The sequence below is a fragment of the Roseateles sp. T103 genome, from assembly GCF_057219915.1.
This window is the reverse complement of the sequence record NZ_JBXVVS010000002.1, coordinates 551,445-568,955: the sequence shown is the minus strand read 5'-3', so window position 1 is coordinate 568,955 and position 17,511 is coordinate 551,445. Positions and strand designations below refer to the sequence as shown.

The 17,511-nt window shown below is 69.1% G+C and carries 14 protein-coding genes; 3 read left to right on the top strand and 11 right to left on the bottom strand.

The window, feature by feature from the left end; translation table 11 throughout:
- Positions 1–3: 3 nt before the first annotated feature.
- Entirely contained in the window at positions 4–1,053 is a 1,050-nt protein-coding gene (locus AC2EBS_RS09045) for a Rieske 2Fe-2S domain-containing protein (RefSeq protein ID WP_484728061.1), read from the bottom strand.
- A gap of 85 nt (positions 1,054–1,138) precedes the next feature.
- Between AC2EBS_RS09045 and AC2EBS_RS09040 the strand changes: the two genes are divergently transcribed.
- Positions 1,139–1,843: a GntR family transcriptional regulator gene (locus AC2EBS_RS09040; protein WP_484728060.1), complete on the top strand. Its 705-nt coding sequence runs from the start codon at positions 1,139–1,141 to the stop codon at positions 1,841–1,843.
- Between the two features lie 30 nt (positions 1,844–1,873).
- On the opposite strand, the gene AC2EBS_RS09035 is transcribed toward AC2EBS_RS09040, so the two are convergent.
- From AC2EBS_RS09035 to AC2EBS_RS09000, 8 genes are all read right to left on the bottom strand, one after another.
- Positions 1,874–3,784 (bottom strand): FAD-dependent monooxygenase, encoded by a 1,911-nt coding sequence (locus tag AC2EBS_RS09035; protein ID WP_484728059.1) that lies wholly within the window; start codon positions 3,782–3,784, stop codon positions 1,874–1,876.
- A gap of 129 nt (positions 3,785–3,913) precedes the next feature.
- The gene (locus AC2EBS_RS09030) at positions 3,914–4,300 is read right to left on the bottom strand and encodes a hypothetical protein (protein ID WP_484728058.1); all 387 of its coding nucleotides are present in this window, start codon (positions 4,298–4,300) and stop codon (positions 3,914–3,916) included.
- A 37-nt stretch (positions 4,301–4,337) separates the two neighbouring features.
- On the bottom strand, positions 4,338–7,457 hold the full coding sequence (locus AC2EBS_RS09025) for an efflux RND transporter permease subunit (RefSeq protein ID WP_484728057.1): 3,120 nt from the start codon (positions 7,455–7,457) through the stop codon (positions 4,338–4,340).
- Between the two features lie 10 nt (positions 7,458–7,467).
- Positions 7,468–8,595 (bottom strand): efflux RND transporter periplasmic adaptor subunit, encoded by a 1,128-nt coding sequence (locus AC2EBS_RS09020; RefSeq protein ID WP_484728056.1) that lies wholly within the window; start codon positions 8,593–8,595, stop codon positions 7,468–7,470.
- Positions 8,592–9,155, bottom strand: a complete 564-nt coding sequence (locus AC2EBS_RS09015; protein ID WP_484728055.1) for a hypothetical protein — start codon at positions 9,153–9,155, stop codon at positions 8,592–8,594. Before AC2EBS_RS09015 ends, AC2EBS_RS09020 begins: the two co-directional genes overlap by 4 nt.
- A gap of 40 nt (positions 9,156–9,195) precedes the next feature.
- Positions 9,196–10,434: a TolC family protein gene (locus tag AC2EBS_RS09010; RefSeq protein WP_484728054.1), complete on the bottom strand. Its 1,239-nt coding sequence runs from the start codon at positions 10,432–10,434 to the stop codon at positions 9,196–9,198.
- Positions 10,435–10,624: 190 nt separating this feature from the next.
- Complete coding sequence (locus tag AC2EBS_RS09005) at positions 10,625–10,996, bottom strand: hypothetical protein (protein ID WP_484728053.1); 372 nt, start codon at positions 10,994–10,996, stop codon at positions 10,625–10,627.
- Positions 10,997–11,120: 124 nt separating this feature from the next.
- On the bottom strand, positions 11,121–12,083 hold the full coding sequence (locus tag AC2EBS_RS09000; protein WP_484728052.1) for an alpha/beta fold hydrolase: 963 nt from the start codon (positions 12,081–12,083) through the stop codon (positions 11,121–11,123).
- A gap of 199 nt (positions 12,084–12,282) precedes the next feature.
- Here AC2EBS_RS09000 and AC2EBS_RS08995 point away from each other — a divergent pair, with 199 nt between their 5' ends.
- Positions 12,283–14,328, top strand: a complete 2,046-nt coding sequence (locus AC2EBS_RS08995; RefSeq protein WP_484728051.1) for a hypothetical protein — start codon at positions 12,283–12,285, stop codon at positions 14,326–14,328.
- A gap of 202 nt (positions 14,329–14,530) precedes the next feature.
- Complete coding sequence (locus tag AC2EBS_RS08990) at positions 14,531–14,989, top strand: GNAT family N-acetyltransferase (protein ID WP_484728050.1); 459 nt, start codon at positions 14,531–14,533, stop codon at positions 14,987–14,989.
- Here the strand turns inward: AC2EBS_RS08990 and AC2EBS_RS08985 are convergent.
- Positions 14,970–16,700 (bottom strand): bifunctional hydroxymethylpyrimidine kinase/phosphomethylpyrimidine kinase, encoded by a 1,731-nt coding sequence (locus tag AC2EBS_RS08985; RefSeq protein WP_484728049.1) that lies wholly within the window; start codon positions 16,698–16,700, stop codon positions 14,970–14,972. The two genes, AC2EBS_RS08990 and AC2EBS_RS08985, sit on opposite strands and share 20 nt — an antisense overlap.
- Positions 16,697–17,509 (bottom strand): thiazole synthase, encoded by an 813-nt coding sequence (locus AC2EBS_RS08980; protein WP_484728048.1) that lies wholly within the window; start codon positions 17,507–17,509, stop codon positions 16,697–16,699. The genes AC2EBS_RS08985 and AC2EBS_RS08980 overlap by 4 nt, the downstream gene beginning before the upstream one ends.
- Positions 17,510–17,511: the final 2 nt, after the last annotated feature.

Genomic DNA, 17,511 nt, shown 5'->3' with positions numbered 1-17,511 from the left:
ACCTCAAGCCGCCGCGGCCGGTGCGCGGCCTTCCTCGGCCAGCAGGCGGTCGATGATGCGGCGTGCCTGCACGCCGCCGGCGTCGATGTTCAGCGCCAGGATCTTGCGGTCCGGCCACTCCTGCAGATTGCGCTGCTGGCGTTCCAGCATCTCCTGATCCTCGGCGAAGATCTTGCCCTGGCCTTCGCGGATCTGCACGGTCAGCGACGGGTCCTCGGGCTTGAACTTGCGCGCCATGCCCCAGAAGTAGTGGATCGAGGTGTCGGTCTCCGGCGTGATGAAGTCCACCACCCAGCTCGCGGCCTTGACCTCGTCGGGGGCGTCGTAGCCGCCATTGCCGGCCAGCGCCACGCCCACCTCGATCATCACGTGGCTGGGCGGCGTGAAGTGGCAAATCTGCCAGCGGTCTACCAGCTGGTCGTCGGGCAGGCCGTTCATGCGCAGCGCCATCTTCCAGAAGGGCGGCGCCTCGATGCCGTTCATGAAGCGGCTGGTGATGACCTCGTCGCCTTCGGTGCGGGTGTTGCAGGGCGTCTCGTCGATCTCCTTCTGGCCGATGCTGGTGGAGTGCACATAGGTCTCGTGCGTCAGGTCCATCAGGTTGTCGATCATCAGCCGGTAGTCGCAGGCGATGTTGTACAGCCCGCCGCCATAGGCCCACTTGGGGTTGTCGGCCCATTCCAGCTGCGGGATCAGCGCCGGGTCGGCCTTCTCGGCGTCGCCAGGCCAGACCCAGACGAAACCATAGCGCTCCACCGCAGGAAAGCGGCGCACGGCCGGGAATCCGCGCACGCGCTGGCCGGGCATGGCCACGGTCTTGCCGTCGGCGCCCATTTCCAGGCCGTGGTAGCCGCAGACCAGCTTGCCCTTGCAGACGAAGCCCAGCGACAGCGGCGCGCCGCGGTGCGGGCAGAAGTCCTCCAGCACGGCGACCTGGCCCTGCTCGTCGCGGAAGAACACCATGCGCTGGTTGCAGACCTTGCGGCCCAGCGGCTTGTCGGCGAATTCCTCGGGCTTGGCGGCCACGTACCAGGTGTTCAGCGGGAAGCTCATGCTATCGTCTCCTCGTTATTGGATCCAATCGAATGGATCCAATCATGCCGATAATCACGGATTAAGGCAAGGAATGCTCGAAAAAATGGATCCAATCAAGCCCGCCAGCACGGCCAGCGTGGTGGCGGTGCTGCGCCAGCTGATCATCGGTGGCGAGTACGCCGCGGGCGAGCGCCTGGCCGAGATTCCGGTGTCCGAGCGTCTGGGCGTCTCGCGTACGCCGGTGCGCATCGCCTTCCGCGCGCTGGAGCAGGAGGGGCTGCTGGAGCCGGCTGGCAAGCGCGGCTATCTGGTGCGCAAGTTCTCCGAGGCCGATGTGCTCTGTGCGATCGAGGTGCGCGGCGTGCTCGAAGGCCTGGCCGCGCGCCGCCTGGCCGAGGCCGGCGCCAGCGAGGCGGTGCTGGCCACGCTGCGCGACTGCGTGGAGGCGGGCGAGCGCGTGCTTGCCGCCGGACAGCTGGACGAAGCGGCGATCGGCGCCTGGAGCGAGCTCAACGAACGATTCCACAGCTGCATCGTCGAGGCCGGCGGCGGCCGCGTGATCGCCGACGCGATCGCGCGCAACAACCACCTGCCGTTTGCCTCGGCCGATTCGCTGGTGATCGACCGCGCCGCGCTGGACAAGGAGTACCGCAAGCTCAGCCTCGCGCAGCTGCACCACCGCCTGGTGCTCGACGCGCTGCAGACCGGCCAGTCGGCGCGCGTGGAAGCGCTGATGCGCGAGCATGCCTGCATTGCGCTGCATTACGCGCCGGTGTTCGGGCTGAAGGCGGGCGTCGAGCCGCGCTGACTGCGCGGCAGGCCGAGCAGTGAGCGTGCCTCAGCCGCGCACGCGCAGGATGCCCGCGAAGTACTGGGCCAGCTCCTCGCGCGCCGTCAGTGGCAGGATGTGGCCGACGTATTGGTCCGGGCGCACGATGACGATGCAGCCGGCGGCGCGATCGATGCCGCGCAGCGCAAAGATGTCCTCGCCGCGCTTCAGGTCGGCGCAGAAGACCTTCTCGTAGTCGCACAGCCCGTAGCGGCCCACATGCGGGCGCAGCAGCGTGGGCATGGCGGCGTAGTCCAGCTCGCGGAAACCCTGCTGGAACACTGCGCGGGTGTCGATCACTGCGTCCACGTCCTCGCCAGCGGCGGTGTGGCGGCGCAGCGGCGAGGCCGCGTCATGCTCCAGCCAGTCGCACAGCTTGGCCACCGCGCCGCCTGCGGCGCCGCTGTCGCCTTCAGGCGCGAAGACGAAGAGGTGGAAGCGGTTGTCCGCTTCGATGCAGTGGCCCAGCTGCATGGGCTTGGCATCGGCCAGGCGCACCACCGGTGCCGAGTGGAAGCGCATGCCCAGCGGGAAGCCGGTGGCCAGCGCCTGGTGCTTGGCCGCGCCGGTCAGCGCGCCGGGCTCGTACTGGATGGTCAGGCCGCAGGTGAAGGGCAGGTTGTTGACGAACTCGCGCGCCACGCGGGGCAGGCCGTCCGTCGCCAGGTCGTCCTCGGCGCGGGCGCCGACCACGCGGGCCCACTTGTGGTCGAACTCCACCAGGCCCTTGGCCGCGGCACGGCGCTCGCCGGAATAGCTGTGCAGCAGCGCAGGGTCGGCGCGGCCGGTCAGCACCGAGATCAGCTTCCAGCCCAGGTTGAAGGTGTCGCCCATCGACACATTCATGCCCTGGCCGGCCTTGGGGCTGTGCGTGTGGCAGGCATCGCCGGCCAGCATCACGCGCGGCGCGCGCGTGGCCACCTGGTCCTCGGGCACGTCGTCGAACTTGTCGGTCAGGCGATGGCCGATCTCGTAGATCGAGGACCAGACCACTTCCTTCACATCCAGCTTGAAGGGGCTGAAGATGCGCTGCGCCTTGGCGATGATGTCCTGCGCGCCCATGCCGCGATCGGCGGCGCGCTCGTGCTCGCCTAGCTGATCCAACTCCACATAGAGGCGCACCAGATGCCCGCCCTCGCGCGGCAGCACCATCAGGATGCCCTCGTCCTGTGAGCGCACGAAGGACTTCATGCGCCAGTCGGGGAAGTCGGTCACCGCCAGCAGGTCGATCACGCCCCAGGCCTGGTGCGCCGCATCGCCATGCAGCTTGCCGCCTATGGCAGCCCGCACGTTCGAGCGCGCGCCGTCGCAGCCGATCACATAGTTGGCGCGCACCGTGGCGGTCTGGCCCTCGCGGCCCGGCGCGGTGTGCTCCAGCGTCACGGTCACCGGGTATTCGCTGGCGTCGGGGGCTATGCTGAGCGTCTGCACCTTGAGCCCGTACTCCGGCTCCAGTCGCGTCGGCGCGTTGCGCATCACGTCCAGGAACATATCGTGCACGCGCGCCTGGTTGATCAGGATGTGCGGCATCTCCGAGATGCCGTCGGGCACGTCCTGCACGCGGGCGACGCGGTTCAGGCCGTTGCCCGCGCCTGGCGCCCAGAAGGTGGTCTCGTTGATCCACACCGATTCGCGCATCACCTTCTCGGCAAAGCCGAAGGCCTGGAACATCTCCATCGTGCGCACGCTGATGCCATCGGCCTGGCCTTTTTCCATCGGCACCAGCTTGGGTTCCACCACCAGCGTGCGGATCTGCGGCACGCGCGCCAGCTGCGCCGCCAGGCACAGGCCGGCGGGGCCGGTGCCGGCGATCAGCACATCCACCGTCTCCGGCAGCGGATCGCCCGCGCGGCGGTGGCCCGGCTCAGCCGGCAAGACATCGGGATCACCGGGCTTGAAGCCATTGAGGTGGTATTGCATGGCGCTTGTCTCCTGCGGGGGGGCGGGACGATCGACCCGCCGATGCGATGTGTATTCATATAATACGTATGCTGATGATTTCCTGTCAACCACGCAGCAGGCTTCGCTGCTGCGAGCTCGGTGCGGGGCTCAGTTCAGGCTGAAGCGTGCCGTGACGGGCTTGCCGTCGACGGTCAAGACCGCCACCACTTTGGTCGTTGGTCCGACCCGGAAGGTGCCGCTGGCTTCGAGCCTGTCGCCGGCTGGCTTGAGCTCGACCTCCTGCTTCTCCGTGCCGCTGAGCAGCGTGAGCCTGGCCCTGGACTTGGAGACGTCGAGCGGCTTACCGTGGTCGCGCAGATAGAGCCGCAGCGTCGAGGCGGTGGCGACCAGTTCGCAGTCCATGTCCTTGAGCAGGGCGACGACGCCGCCGTGCAGCGGCTTGTGCTGATGGGCGTGGTCGTGCCCCTGGCCGGCCGCATGGGCCCCGGCCGACAGCGCGACAAGCAGGGTGGCGACAAGGTATTGCAGCTTCATGGCATGTCCTCTCTGGGTGAGTACGAAAGAAGCGGGTTCACAGCGCCTCGGCATCCTTGTCGTCCAGCAGCCGCTCGGCCGCCTTGCGACCGAAGAGCCAGAACATCGCCGGCGTCAGGAAGGTGTCGAGCAGCGTCGAGCTGATCAGGCCGGCGAAGATCACCACGGCCACCGGGTGCAGCACTTCGGTGCCGGGACGCTCAGCTTCGACGAGCAGCGGCGCCAGCGCGAAGGCGGTGACCAGCGCCGTCATCAGCACCGGACTCAGCCGCTCCAGCGAGCCGCGGACGATCATCCCGGCGTCGAAGCGCTCGCCCTCGAAGCGCATCAGGTTGATGTAGTGGCTGACCTTGAGGATGCCGTTGCGCACCGAGATGCCGGCCAGCGTGACCAAGCCCACCAGGGCCGCCACCGACAGCGGCTGGCCCGATAGCCACAGGCCGATCACCGCTCCCACCAGGGCCAGCGGGATGTTCACCATGATCAGCGCCGACAGCGTTGCCGATCGGTAGCGGCTGTAGAGCACCACGAACATCAGCACCAGGGACACGATGGAGAGCAGGCCGATGAGGCGCGATGCCTCCTGCTGCGCCTCGAACTGGCCGCCCAGCGTGATGAACATGCCTTCCGGCAGCGCGGTGTCGGCGACGACCCGGCGGATGTCGACAACGATGTCCGACAGGGTGCGGCCCGAGGCATTGGCAGACAGCACGATGCGACGCTTGCCGTCGTCGCGGCTGATCTGGTTGGGGCCGTCGCTGTCCTCGATGGACGCCAGCTTGGACAGCGGAATGCGCCCGGTAGGCGTTTCGATGAGGATCTGGCTCAGACCCTCGACCGATCGAGCCGATTCCGGCAGCTTGACCACCAGCGCGAAGCGCCGGCCGCCCTCGACGATCTGCGCGACGCGTTCGCCTTCGACCAGGCTTTGCAGCGTGGCCAGGATCTGCGGTACCGGTACGCCGTACTGCGCCGCTGCCGCATGGTCGACGCGCACCTGGATCTGCGGCGCGAGCACCTGCTTCTCGATGGCCAGATCCGCGATGCCGGGGATGCGGGCCAGCCGCTGGCGCAAGGCTTCGGCCTGTCCGCGCAGCGCGTCCAGATCCTCGCCGTAGATCTTGATCGCGATTTGCGAGCGCACGCCCGACAGCATGTGATCGATGCGGTGCGAGATCGGTTGGCCCACCTCGATCGAGGCCGGCAGATTGGCCAGACGGGCGCGGATGTCGGCGCGCACCTCGTCCATGCTTCGCGTCAGCTGCCCGGCCGGGACAATGCCGATGTCCAGCTCGCTGACGTGCACGCCTTCGGCATGCTCGTCGAGCTCGGCCCGGCCGCTGCGCCGGCCCACATGCGTGACCTCGGGAACCTGGCTCAGCAGCGTCTCCGCCTGACGGGCCAGGGCCGAGCTCTCCGACAAGGTCACGCCCGGGTTCAGCCGCAGGCCGACCAGCAGCGTGCCTTCGTTGAAGGGCGGCAGGAAGCTGGTCGGAAAGAAGGGCACGGTGGCCGCGGCCGCCGCCACCGCCACGCCGGTGGCCGCGATGGCGATGCGCGGGCGCTCGAGCACGGCCTGCAGGCCGGCGCGGTAGCGCGCCTTCAGCCAGGCCAGCAGCCGGGTGTCGCCGTGATCCAGGCTTTTCAGCCGCGGCAGCAGGTAGTAGCTGAGCACAGGCGTCACCGTGACCGAGACCAGCAGCGATGCCAGCGTCGAGGCGATGAAGGCCACGCCCAGCGGTGCGAACAGTCGCCCTTCGAGGCCCGGTAGCGCGAACAGCGGAATGAACACCAGCACGATGATCACCGTCGCATAGAGGATGCCCGAGCGAACCTCCATCGATGCCCTGGCCACCAGCTGCAGCGGGTGCAGGCGCTGTTCCGGCTGGCGCTTGCGCTCTTCCTTCAGCCGCCGCAGGATGTTCTCCACGTCCACGACGGCATCGTCCACCAGGCCGCCGATCGCGATCGCGAGCCCGCCCAGCGTCATCGTGTTGATCGACAGGCCGAAGTGGCGGAAGACCAGTGCGGTGATGCAGATCGACACCGGTATCGCGGTCAGTGCGATGACGGTGGGCCGCAGCGTGCCGAGGAAGAAGAACAGGATCAGCGCAACGAACACCGACGCGCCGATCAGCTTGCCCTGCAAGGTGTCGATCGAGGCCTCGATGAAGCTGGCCTGCCGGAAGGTGACGCGCGGCGCTTCCATGCCGGCCGGCAGCGACGCCTGCAGTCCGGCGAGCGCCTCTTCGATGTGGCGGGTCAGCGTGATCGTGTCGGCCGTTGGCTGCTTCTGGATGCCCAGGATCACCGCGGGCCTGCCTTCGAAGCCGGCATCGCCGCGCTTCACCGCGGCGGCGAAACTGATCTGCGCCATCTGGCGCAGCAGGACGGGCTGGCCCTTGCTGGCGCCGATCGCGAGGTTTCTCAGGTCCTCGAGGCTGGATGTACGGCCGAGGTTGCGGATCAGGTACTCGCGGCCGTTCAGCTCCAGAAACCCGCCCGAGGTGTTGGCCGAGAAGCCGCGCAGCGCCGCCTCGATCTGCTCGAGCGAGATGCCCAGTTCGGCCATGCGCGCCGTGTCGGGCTGCACCTGGAACTGTCGCACCTCGCCGCCGATCGGGATCACCTGGGCGATGCCGGGTATCGACATCAGGCGGGGGCGTAGCACCCAGTCGGCGTATTCGCGCACCGCCATCGGCCCGATCTTGCGCTCGTCGACGGGGATCGCGATCTGCATGATCTCGCCCATCACCGAGCTGACCGGGCCCATGCGCGGACTCACGCCGTCAGGGAGGCTCTCCTCCATCGACGAGAGCCGCTCCGTCACCAGTTGCCGGGCGCGGTAGATGTCGACGTTCCAGTCGAAGGCCACATAGAGGAAGGACAGGCCGGCCGACGAGGTGGAGCGCACCGACGCCACGCCGGGCAGGCCGTTCATCGTCGTCTCGAGCGGGAAGGTGATGAGCTGCTCGACCTCTTCGGCGGCCATGCCGCCGGCCTCGGTCATGACGGTGACGGTGGGCTTGTTGAGGTCGGGGAAGACGTCCACCGGCGTGCGCGACAGCGTGAAGGCGCCATAGACCATCAGCACGACGCTGGCGATGATCACCAGCAGCCGCTGGGATAGGCTGTTCTCGAGAAGCCACTTGAACATCGCGGCTCCTTCAGCGCAGCTGGTTGATCAGGGTGGCGCCCTGCGTCGCCACCCGATCTCCGGGCCTGAGGCCCGAGGTCACGGCCACGCGCAGGCCATCCAGCGCCTGCACGGTGACCGTGCGCGGCTCGAAGCGCTCCGGCGCCGTCTTCACCCATACCACGCTCTGGTTGGCCGGGTTCTTCATCAGCGCCGCCAGGGGCAGCGCGATGCCCTTGACCCTGTCCCTGCTCTGCACGAAGACGCGCACCGGCTGGCCGATCGCCAGCGCCGACAGCGCCTGGCCTTCCGCGCCGAAGCGCAGCGGCAGCGCCTGCTCGCGCAGGCTGCGCGCAGCACCGACGAAGCGCAGCGGCACACGCTCGGCGCCCACCGCCAGGCTGGCGCTGCCAATGCTGGTCGCAATCGCGGCATCGAAGGCGAGCGCTTCGATCTGCAGCCGCGACGGATCGACGATCTCGAAGACCAGCTCGCGCGCATCGACGACCTGGCCTGCGACGGCGTTGGCCGAGGCGATGACACCCGAGACCGGAGCGAGCAGCGCCTCACGCGACGACAGCCCCAGGCCGAGCGCGTCGATGCGCTCGGCCAAGCTCCGGGCTTCGCTCTCGGCCGCCTCAATCTCCCGGCGCGGCACGGTGTCGGCGAGCTCCCGCAGCCGCGCGACGCGCTTGTCGGCCAGCGACTTGCTGGCGCGCAGTTCCGCCAGCTGCGCGGCCTGGTTCGCGCGCTCGATAGGCGGCGCGGAAGGCGCAACATAGGCGAGCACCTCGCCCCGGCTAACCGGCTGTCCCGGGCTGGGCAGTCCGCGCGGACCGGGCTCGATGCGGCCGGCATGCAGCGGCTGCACCTTGCCGCCGGCGTTCGGGTCCATCACGACCTTGCCGTTCAGCTCGAACGAGCGTGGCAGCTCGCCCGCTTCGGCCTGCAGCGTGCGCACACCGAGCTGGCGCTGCGCAGGCTTGGGCAGGAAGACGCTGCCATCGGGCAGGCGTTGCGGGCCGTTGGCGCTGGGGGCCGCCGGCGCGTCGCCATGGTCGTGGCCCTCGCCGGCCGGCGCAAGGCTTGCGAGGCCCAGGCTCAGCGCCAGCGCTGCCAGGAATGCAGTCAGGCGGGTCTGTGTGGTGCAGCGCTTCATGCGACGGCTCCGCTGTTGGCAGGGCGTGTGGTCGAACGACGGCGAAGCAGCGCAAGCACGGCAGCGAGTGCCGCCATGCCGCCGGCGCCCCAGCCGGCGTACTCCTGCCATGCATGGGCATGGGCGGCTTCGTCGGCATGGGCCGGTGCGTGCAGGTCCAGTTCGCCGGCCAGCAGGTCCATCTCCTGGCCAACGCTGACCGTGGCGGTGATCGGCAGCACGCCGGGTTCGGGATCGGCCGCGAGCACGACCAGGTAGGCCTCGTCCTGCTGCGGGTGCTTGCCAGCCTTCAGCTTGGCGCCGGCCACGTCCAGCTCGATCTGCGCAGCGGTGACTGGCGCGTTGTCGGTGGCCCGATCCAGATACAGCGTGAGCTGTCTGCCGTCGAGCACGCCGACCAGCTCGAAGCTCTCGGAGACGGCGGCGAAGCGCGGCAGCGCGGGGCTGTGGGCAGCAGCGGCGCTCGGGCCGTGGTCATGACCCGCGCCGGCACCAGCCAGCGAGGGGTGGAGAAGGGCGGCGACGCAGCACAGCGCCGTCAGATGTGGGTTCAGTCTCATGGTGTGTAAGCCTGGGGTGGTGTGGAGCGCAGGTCGGGGCTCATTGCGGGAGCAGACCCAGTGCCTGGCGCCATGCGGAGATCGCGGCGGCCAGCTCGATGCGGCTGCGCGCCGCCTGGCGCTCGGCCTCGGCCGTCTCGCTCTCGATGCGCAGCCGGGTCGGCAGATCGGTCTCGCCGAGCCGGAAGGACTTCGCGAAGAAGTCGCGGGTCTCGCGTGCCAGTGCAGCGCGGCGCATGGCCGCCGCGTGCTGGATGCGCGCCGCATCCACGCCGGCCTGGGCGGTCTCGCGCTGCGCCTGCAGGCGAGCTCGCGCCAGGGCCGACTGGGCGCGCGCCTCGGTGGCTTCGGCGCGTGCGCTGGCGACGCGTCTGGCGTGGGCCGGGTCTGTGCCGAACGGGATGCGCAAGGCCAGCGTGACGGTCTGGTCGTAGCGCTCGCCGGCAGCCCCGCGGTCGCGCGTGACGGCCAGGGTCAGTTCGGGATTGGCGCGCGACTGGACGGCAGCCAGGGCGGCCGCTCGCTCTGCCAGGACGAGGCCGTCCTGCAGCTCGGTCTCTGCGGGGTGCGCAGCGCTGGCGCTCGCAACAGGATCGGGTTCCGGCTCAGGCAGCGCTGCTCGCGCGGGCGGCGCGACGATTGGCCTCCCGGCCAGTGCGCTGAGCTGCTGCCAGGCGTGCACCGCTGTCGCCCCGGCCTGCGCTGCACCGGCTTCGGCTGCGGCGACGGCAGCCTCGGCCTGGTACTGGTCCGAGCGGGCGAGCTCGCCAGCCCTGGTCCGGCGCGCCACATCGCTGGCGAGGCGACGAGCCATGTCGAGCTGCTCGCGGGCAATCTCCGCGTCGACGCTGGCACGCTGCCAGTTCCACCAGGCATCGCGGACGGCAGCGGCCAGGCGCAAGCGCGCTGCATCGGCCCGGCTGTCCACCGCCGCCGCCTCGGCCTCGGCCAGCGCACTGCTGCTGCGGCGCTCGCCAGGCAGCCACAAGGGCAGGGCGATGCCGACTTCGAGCTCGCGCGCGCCGGCATTGCGGCTCAGTCGATCCGTCCTGTGGCTGGCCTCCAGCGCCGGCGGCTCGGGCGTCCAGGCCTCGGCGATGCGGCGCTGCGCCTGTGCCGCGTCGCGACGCGCCGGCAAGGCCTGCGCCTCGGGCTGAAGCGCCCAGGCGGCCTCGAAGAGCTCGCTCAGGAGGGGTGCGCGATCCGGGGCTGGCCCGGCGGCCGGCGAGCGCTGGGCTGCAGCCCCCGCAGCAGCGCCGGCAAGAAGTGCGGCAAGCACAGCCTGCCACACACGGTTTTGGGTTCGTGATTTCGGATGCATCCGATGCTCCAGTGTTGACGGGGACACGGGAGACCGGCGAGCAGCGACCACAGGGTCGCGCCGACCTGAGCGGGTGGCCGCAGACGCACTGCGGCGAAGCGCTCAGGCGCGGACGGGTTTCTGCTGAAGAAGGAAGCCGCCTCGCCGATCAGGCGAGGCTGGCCCACTGAGGGCGATCCGGTTGCGCCGGCGTGTGCTCCGCGCAGTGCAGCTCACCCAGCGTCGGCGCTGCGCCTCGGGGTGCCGCGGGCTGCAGTCCCTCGAGTACGTCGAGCACCGCGGCACAGTGGCCGTGGCAGTGGCCGCAGTCGAGATCGAGAGGCGCAGACGAGCCGTCTTCGGATGCCGCCTGCGCGTCGCTGCCGCCCGCCTTTGCAACGTGAGCATGACCCGCGTGATCGTGGTGGCCCGGGTGGTCTGTCACGCTGCTCGACGCGTGCTCGCAGTAGTCCGCCACCGCAGCCCAGGAGAACTGGAGCGGCAGCAGAACGAGCAGCAGGACGGCGATGCAGTGGCGCATGGCGCAGGAGTGTAGCGAGTACGGGGTTTGCGGTATCTGTATGGGATCCCAATCCCTGATGCGGTCTGGTGCCATGTCGAGGCAGTGCAGTCGCAGCAGGCACGTCGCGTGAGACGTGGGGCGCCTAGTGAGTCCTGACGGTCGCCAGCACCTCGCGCAACGCGCTGACCACAACCTCGGGCTGGGTGATCTGCGGGCAATGCCCACTGGCCTGCAGCAGTTTCAGCGTGCTGCCAGGCAGGGCCTGCTGCAGGTAGTGGCCGACCGCGACGGGTGCAAAGTCGTCGTCTACGCACTGCAGGATGGATGCCGGCGTGCAGACATCGGACAGGCGTCGACGCAGGTCGACGAAGAGCACCAGACGGCCGAAACGGCGCGCGATCATCGTGTCCAGCGAGTGCAGGCCCTGGCCGAAGACGCGGATCTGCTCGGGATCGTTGGCGCTGCCAATGGCCATCGGTGCGATCGCCTCGGCCCAGGCCGCGTAGTCGGCCCCCATCAGTTCCAGCGAGGCTTCGATCTGCTGACGGCTGAAGCCGCCGACGTAACCGCTGGCGCGATCATCAATGAAGTGCGGGCTTGAATTCAGCAGCACCAGCCGGCAGAAGCGATCCGGCTGCTTGATGCTGGCCAGCAGGCCGATCATGCCGCCGATCGAATGACCGACGTAGATCACCGGACCGGGGGGCTGCCGCTGAAGGATCTGCAGCAGGTCATCGGCATAGCCGTCCAGGCTGCCATGGCGATCGGCGTAGGCGAGCCGGTCCGAGCGTCCGAAGCCGACGTGGTCGAACAACACAACCCGATGATCGGTGGCAATGCGTTCCGCAACCGGCCGCCAACTTGCCCCATCGGTGCCGAAACCGTGGCCAAACACGACGGTAGGCCCTGCCGTGCCCAGCTGCAGCACATTGTTCCTGGCAGTCACGGACATCATGTCGCTCCCCGCGAGGTCAATCCAAGCCTGGTTCAAGTGTCTGCCTCCGCGGGCGAGGCGACAAGAATTGCCCTGGGCGGCATAGGTGGACTTGGGCCCGCCGGGCCGTGCCGCAGCGCGCGGGCCGTGGGCGTGGCGCGCGCCCAACATCCGGCCGCGACATTCCGCGCGAAATCGGATTGCCGAAACAGCGGTGGGCGGGCAGAGTCCGTCACGAGTGCTGGTGCTGATGGACCTTCTGTTACAAAGCCGTGGGGCGTCGCCGCCACGGAGGGTCGTGGAGGCCTGGGCAGGCGGTCGCTGACGACATCAAGTCAACAAAAACCACAGAGCAGTGCGAGGCGACACCATGGCTGACGAGCGATCCCTGAGCTTGAAGTACTACACCGAGCGCAACCTCGAGAAGATCCTCGACAACCTCGACGAGTTCCGCACCAGCATCCTGTCCGGCGGTGCCGCGCAGGAACGCGATGGCGCCAACGACTTTCCTTCGGTCTGCCTGATCGGCCTGGGGCGCTGCGGCTCCAATATCGCGCTGGACGTGGCGACCATGGTCTACCGCGCCAAGACCAACTACTTCCATGCGATGGAGGCGCGCGCCAACGAGCAGCGCAAGACCGACCGCCCACCGGTGGCCTGGCTGCGCAACCGCTTCCGCCATGAAGGCGAGCGCGGGCAGGCGCCGGTGTTCCTGATCGAGCCGGTCGTCGTGGTCGGCGATCTGGACAAGGACATCGTCGGCCGCATCCGCTATTCATCCGGCATCGAGGACACGCGCTTCCTCAACGAGTACTCGAAGCTTGTCATCCTGGATCTGACCGAGGTGCACGCCGGCGGCGCAGGCAACGCGCCCATCCTTGGCCAGTACCTGGCCAAGACCATCCTGAACCGCAGCGCCGATGCCTTCCAGGACGCCTCGTGGCGGCGCAACCATGCCTACCTGATCGACTCCTGCGGCATCAAGGCCAACCAGTCGCGGCTGTACTTCTACATCTTCAGCGCCGGCGGCGGCACCGGCTCGGGCATGGCCTCGGAATTCGGCCTGGCCCAGCAGTACGCTTACATGAGCAAGACGCTGGACCAGATCAAGACCGAGCTGATCGGCGAGCGCAACCGCCAGTCCTTCATCTTCGAGCCCATCTTCACCTGCGGCATCTGCATCCTGCCGAACATCGCCACCACGCAGAAGGAAGAGGTGTCCGAAGCGCTGCACATCAACGCCGGGCGCCTGCTGTGCAAGTACCTCTCAGAAGAGTGGGACTTCTCCTACAGCGACGAGCCCGGCGGCAGCGAAGCCGCGTCGGTGCCCGGCATCCGGCCCTGGAACGCGATGATGCTGATCTCCAACGACATCATGAAGTACGTGGACGAGGCGGGTGTCGAGACCGGCGATGCGCGCAACTTCGACGTCAACACGATGGAGAAGCATGCCAACCAGTACATCTCGCAGCAGATCTTCAACATCCTCACCGCGCAGGCGGTGACGGCCGACTACGACGAGAACTACTTCCACAGCGCCGGCATCGACATCGGCGAGACCGTGCGCCTGGATGCCAACGACCTGTTCATGAGCTTGGCCGGCCCGATGGCGGTGGCCTATGCCGAATGCCCGGTGCCCACCGGCGAGAGCAAGGTCGACATCGACATGGACGATCTGTTCTTCCGCTCGATCGATGTGCCGCATTTCAACAAGGACACGCAGACCATAGGCGGCATCAGCGTGCTGCCGATCGCGTCGGACCGCTACCGCGAGGCGCTGAAGGCCTACAAGGAAGGCAAGTACGACGCCAGCGCGCTCAACGGGCTGCACTTCTTCAAGAACTGCTCGTCCACGGTGACCATCATCTCGATGCCCAAGGACTTCAAGCTGCCCTACAGCAATCTGAGCCGCCTGAAGCAGCACCTCAACAGCCTGTTCCCGAACACCACGCTGAAGCGCTATGCGCTGGTGATCGGCACCTCGGCCAATCTCTCGCTGACCACCATCGTCGCCAAGAGCCCCTGCCTCAGCGACGAGTGCATCACGCTGCTGGTGGCCTACATCAAGCGCTGCTTCGCCAGCGACAAGCACCGCTTCACCGAAGAGCTGGACCAGGCCATCCTCGACTTCATCCAGAGCGAGACGCTGGATGAATCGCGCCTGGACAGCCTGCTCAACGAGTACGAGAACCCGGCCAAGATCCTCGACACGAACTGGTACGCGATCAAGCCGATGTACGAGAAGAAGTACCGCGAGCTGATCAAGGACGAGCACAAGTTCGTTTCTATCAACGAGATCCGCCTCAACACCGTCAACGTGAAGAAGGCGATCCGCTATCTGCGCGAGGTCTACCGCCACCGCATCACCAAGACCCGTGTGATCTCGCTGAACAGCATGGCGGGCGCCGCCGACTGAGCCCGCGCACCAGCGCCGGAAGACGCTTGTGGCTGGCGAAGGACAGCCGGCGATACCAGCCGGCTGGCAGGCCCGCGCACAATCCGGGAAGGCGCTCGTGGCTGGCGAAGCACAGCCGCCGATGCCAGCCGGCTGACGGCCCGCGCACAGGCGGGGCGCGACAATATCTGGCCATCCGACCCAGGCTTTGCCTCGCCGCACCATGCATATCCGCCTCGACGATCTCAAGGGCCCCGAAATCCAGGCGCTGCTCGCCCAGCATCTGGCCAATATGCACGAGCAGTCGCCGCCGGAGAGCGTGCATGCGCTGGACCTGAGCGGGCTGCGCCGGCCGGAAATCAGCTTCTGGAGCGTCTGGTCCGATCGCGGCGAGTTGATGGGCTGCGGCGCGCTGAAGGATCTGGGCGGTGGCGAGGGCGAGATCAAGTCCATGCGCACCGCCGACACGCACCGCCGCCAAGGCGTGGCGCGCGCGATGCTGGCGCATATCGTCGCCCAGGCGCGAGCGCGTGGTCTGCAACGTTTGAACCTGGAGACCGGCACGCAGCCCGGCTTCGCGCCGGCGCGCCAGCTCTATGCGGACATGGGCTTCATCGAGTGCGGGCCCTTCGCCGACTACCGCGAGGATCCCCACAGCGTGTTCATGACGCTGGCGCTCTGAGCCGTGTCTCGCGCGGCGGCGCAATCCGCTGTCCGCGCCGCCAGGCCGCGTCGAAGGCTGCCCATTCGTGTGGCGACGAGCCTGGCGCAGCCGCACGCACCAGGCAGGCCGCACTGGCGCCGGCGCGTGCGCAGGCGGCGGCCTGCTCCGGCCTGAGCATCCCGCCGATCGCCACCACTGGCCGTCCGGCCATCGCCGCCCACCAGCGCAGCTGCGCCAGCCCCTGTGGCAGCCAGGGCATGGCCTTGGTCGTCGTCGGCCACACCGGGCCGCAGGCGATGTAGCTCGGCGCCAGGCCGCGCGCACGCGCCAGCTCCCACAGGCTGTGGCTCGAGATGCCCAGCGCCGGTCCGCCGTTGCCGAGCAGGCGCGCGCGCTGCGCCGCATCCAGCGCGGCCCAGTCCTCCTGGCCCAGATGGATGGCGCGGGCGCCTTCGTCCAGCGCCAGCTGCCAGTGGTCGTTGATCCACAGCGCCGAGCTGCCCGCAGCGGCGATGCTCGCGCGCACCGCGGCGCGCAGCCGCGCGGTCTCGTCGCCGCCTGTGGCGCCGGCCAGCGGGTCGCGCTTGATGCGCAGCTGCAGCTGCGCGAACCGCCCGCTGGCGGCCAGCCTTGCGATGCCTTGCGCGTCGTCGGCCAGTGCGTAGAGGCCGGAGTCGAAGGCGTCTCTCGGCGCATCGCCGCGCAGCACCGCGCTCCAGCGCGCCAGCGTCTCCGGCTCCAGGCGCTCCTCGTCGGCGAAGCCCATCACCGGCATCGCGCTCGCGTCGCTGATGAAGCCCGGCGAAGGCCGTAGCGGCCCGGCGCCTGCGCCGGCCGCATGGCCATCGCGCAGCGCGCACCAGGCCAGCATCTTGGCCAGTACCGCGGCATCGGCCAGCGCGAAGCCGCGCGCCAGCGCCGCCGCCGTGGCCGTGGCGAACGTGCAGCCGCTGCCATGACCGTGCGGGCTGCTGCGAAAGCGCGGCAGCGCCAGCCAGCCGCGCGTGCCGCCCAGCGATGGCAGCCAGGGGCTGAGGGGGCCGTCCCACCAATCGAGGGCCAGGTCTTGCTGGTGGGGCTGATCGGCATCGTCCCCGCCGGTGATGCATACCGATTGCGCACCCAGGCGGCGCAGCGCCGCCGCCAGCAGCGGCGTCGTGCATTGCAGGCCGGCGAGCGCCTCGGCCTCGCGGCGATTCGGCGTGACGAGCGTCGCGTGCGGCAGCAGCTCGCGGCGATAGGCCTCGATCAGCTCGGCGCTCGCAAAGGCCGCGCCGCCGGCCGTGGCGCCCAGCACCGGATCCACCACCAGCGCGACGAATCCGTGGCGTGCGCGCAGCGCATCAATGCAGCGGGCCACCGCCTGCACCGCGGCGACGCTGGCCAGCAGCCCGGTCTTGACGACGCGCGGCGGCATATCGCCGGCCAGCGCATCGAGCTGGGCCTGGATCTGCTCGCGCGGCAAGGCGAACACCGCATCGACACCACGGGAATGCTGCGCGGTGACCGCAGCGACCACCGGGCACAGATGCACGCCCAGCGCCGCAGCGGCGCGGGTGTCGGCGCTGAGACCGGCGCCGCCACCGCTGTCGGTGCCGGCGATGCTCCAGACAAGGGGCGGCCTCGCATCCTGCTGCCAATCGGGCAGCCACTCGCGATCGGGATCTACGGCCTCGGCCCAGGGCGAGGGGAGGCTGGGATGCGGCCGCAGCATCTGCGCGTTTGTCATGGCGTGCCGAGCAGGAAGGCGTGGCCGCTGACCGGCGTGCTGGCCACCGCGAAGTCCTGCGGCGCCATCAGTCCGGCACGCCAGGCCGCGCGGCCGGCCCGCACCGCGTCGCGGAAAGCTTGAGCCATCGCGACCGGGTCGCGCGCCTGCGCCACGGCCGAGTTCAAGAGCACCGCGTCATAACCCAGCTCCATCGCCTGCGCCGCATGCGAGGGCGCGCCGATGCCGGCATCGACGACCAGCAGCGCCTCCGGCAAGCGCTCGCGCAGCGTGCGCAGCCCGGCCAGGTGCGTGAGCCCTTGGCCCGAGCCTATCGGCGCGCCCCAGGGCATCAGCAGCGCGCAGCCGGCCTCGTCGAGCAGGCGGCGGCACAGCACCAGGTCCTCGGTGCAGTAGGGAAACACCGTGAAGCTGTCCTTCACCAGCGTGCTCGCCGCGGCGAGCAGCTCGAAGGGGTCGGGCTGCAGCGTGTGCTCGTCGCCGATGACCTCGAGCTTGATCCAGTGCGTGCCGTAGAGCTCGCGCGCCATCTGCGCCAGGTTGACCGCCTCGCGCGCAGTGCGGCAACCGGCAGTGTTGGGCAGCAGCCGCGCGCCCTGGGCCTGCGCCGCAGCCAGCGCCTGCGCGACGAAGCCGTTGTCGCCTGCGCCCTGCGCCAGCGTGCGCTTCAGGCCGACGGTGATCAGCTGCGTGCCGGAGGCGCGTATGGCATCCGTCAGCACCTGCGGGCTGGGATAGCCGGCGCTGCCGAGGAAGAAGCGGCTCGCCAACGCGACGCCGTCGATGATCAGGAGGTCTTGGTCATGCATGA

Bases quoted from the DNA above. Each gene is read 5' to 3' on its own strand.
- AC2EBS_RS08990 (WP_484728050.1), top strand. From the start codon at position 14,531: ATGCATATCCGCCTCGACGATCTCAAGGGCCCCGAAATCCAGGCGCTG.
- AC2EBS_RS09040 (WP_484728060.1), top strand. From the start codon at position 1,139: ATGGATCCAATCAAGCCCGCCAGCACGGCCAGCGTGGTGGCGGTGCTG.
- AC2EBS_RS09015 (WP_484728055.1), bottom strand. From the start codon at position 9,155: ATGAGACTGAACCCACATCTGACGGCGCTGTGCTGCGTCGCCGCCCTT.
- AC2EBS_RS09030 (WP_484728058.1), bottom strand. From the start codon at position 4,300: ATGAAGCTGCAATACCTTGTCGCCACCCTGCTTGTCGCGCTGTCGGCC.
- AC2EBS_RS09020 (WP_484728056.1), bottom strand. From the start codon at position 8,595: ATGAAGCGCTGCACCACACAGACCCGCCTGACTGCATTCCTGGCAGCG.
- AC2EBS_RS09000 (WP_484728052.1), bottom strand. From the start codon at position 12,083: ATGTTGGGCGCGCGCCACGCCCACGGCCCGCGCGCTGCGGCACGGCCC.
- AC2EBS_RS08980 (WP_484728048.1), bottom strand. From the start codon at position 17,509: ATGCATGACCAAGACCTCCTGATCATCGACGGCGTCGCGTTGGCGAGC.
- AC2EBS_RS09025 (WP_484728057.1), bottom strand. From the start codon at position 7,457: ATGTTCAAGTGGCTTCTCGAGAACAGCCTATCCCAGCGGCTGCTGGTG.
- AC2EBS_RS09005 (WP_484728053.1), bottom strand. From the start codon at position 10,996: ATGCGCCACTGCATCGCCGTCCTGCTGCTCGTTCTGCTGCCGCTCCAG.
- AC2EBS_RS09035 (WP_484728059.1), bottom strand. From the start codon at position 3,784: ATGCAATACCACCTCAATGGCTTCAAGCCCGGTGATCCCGATGTCTTG.
- AC2EBS_RS08995 (WP_484728051.1), top strand. From the start codon at position 12,283: ATGGCTGACGAGCGATCCCTGAGCTTGAAGTACTACACCGAGCGCAAC.
- AC2EBS_RS09045 (WP_484728061.1), bottom strand. From the start codon at position 1,053: ATGAGCTTCCCGCTGAACACCTGGTACGTGGCCGCCAAGCCCGAGGAA.
- AC2EBS_RS08985 (WP_484728049.1), bottom strand. From the start codon at position 16,700: ATGACAAACGCGCAGATGCTGCGGCCGCATCCCAGCCTCCCCTCGCCC.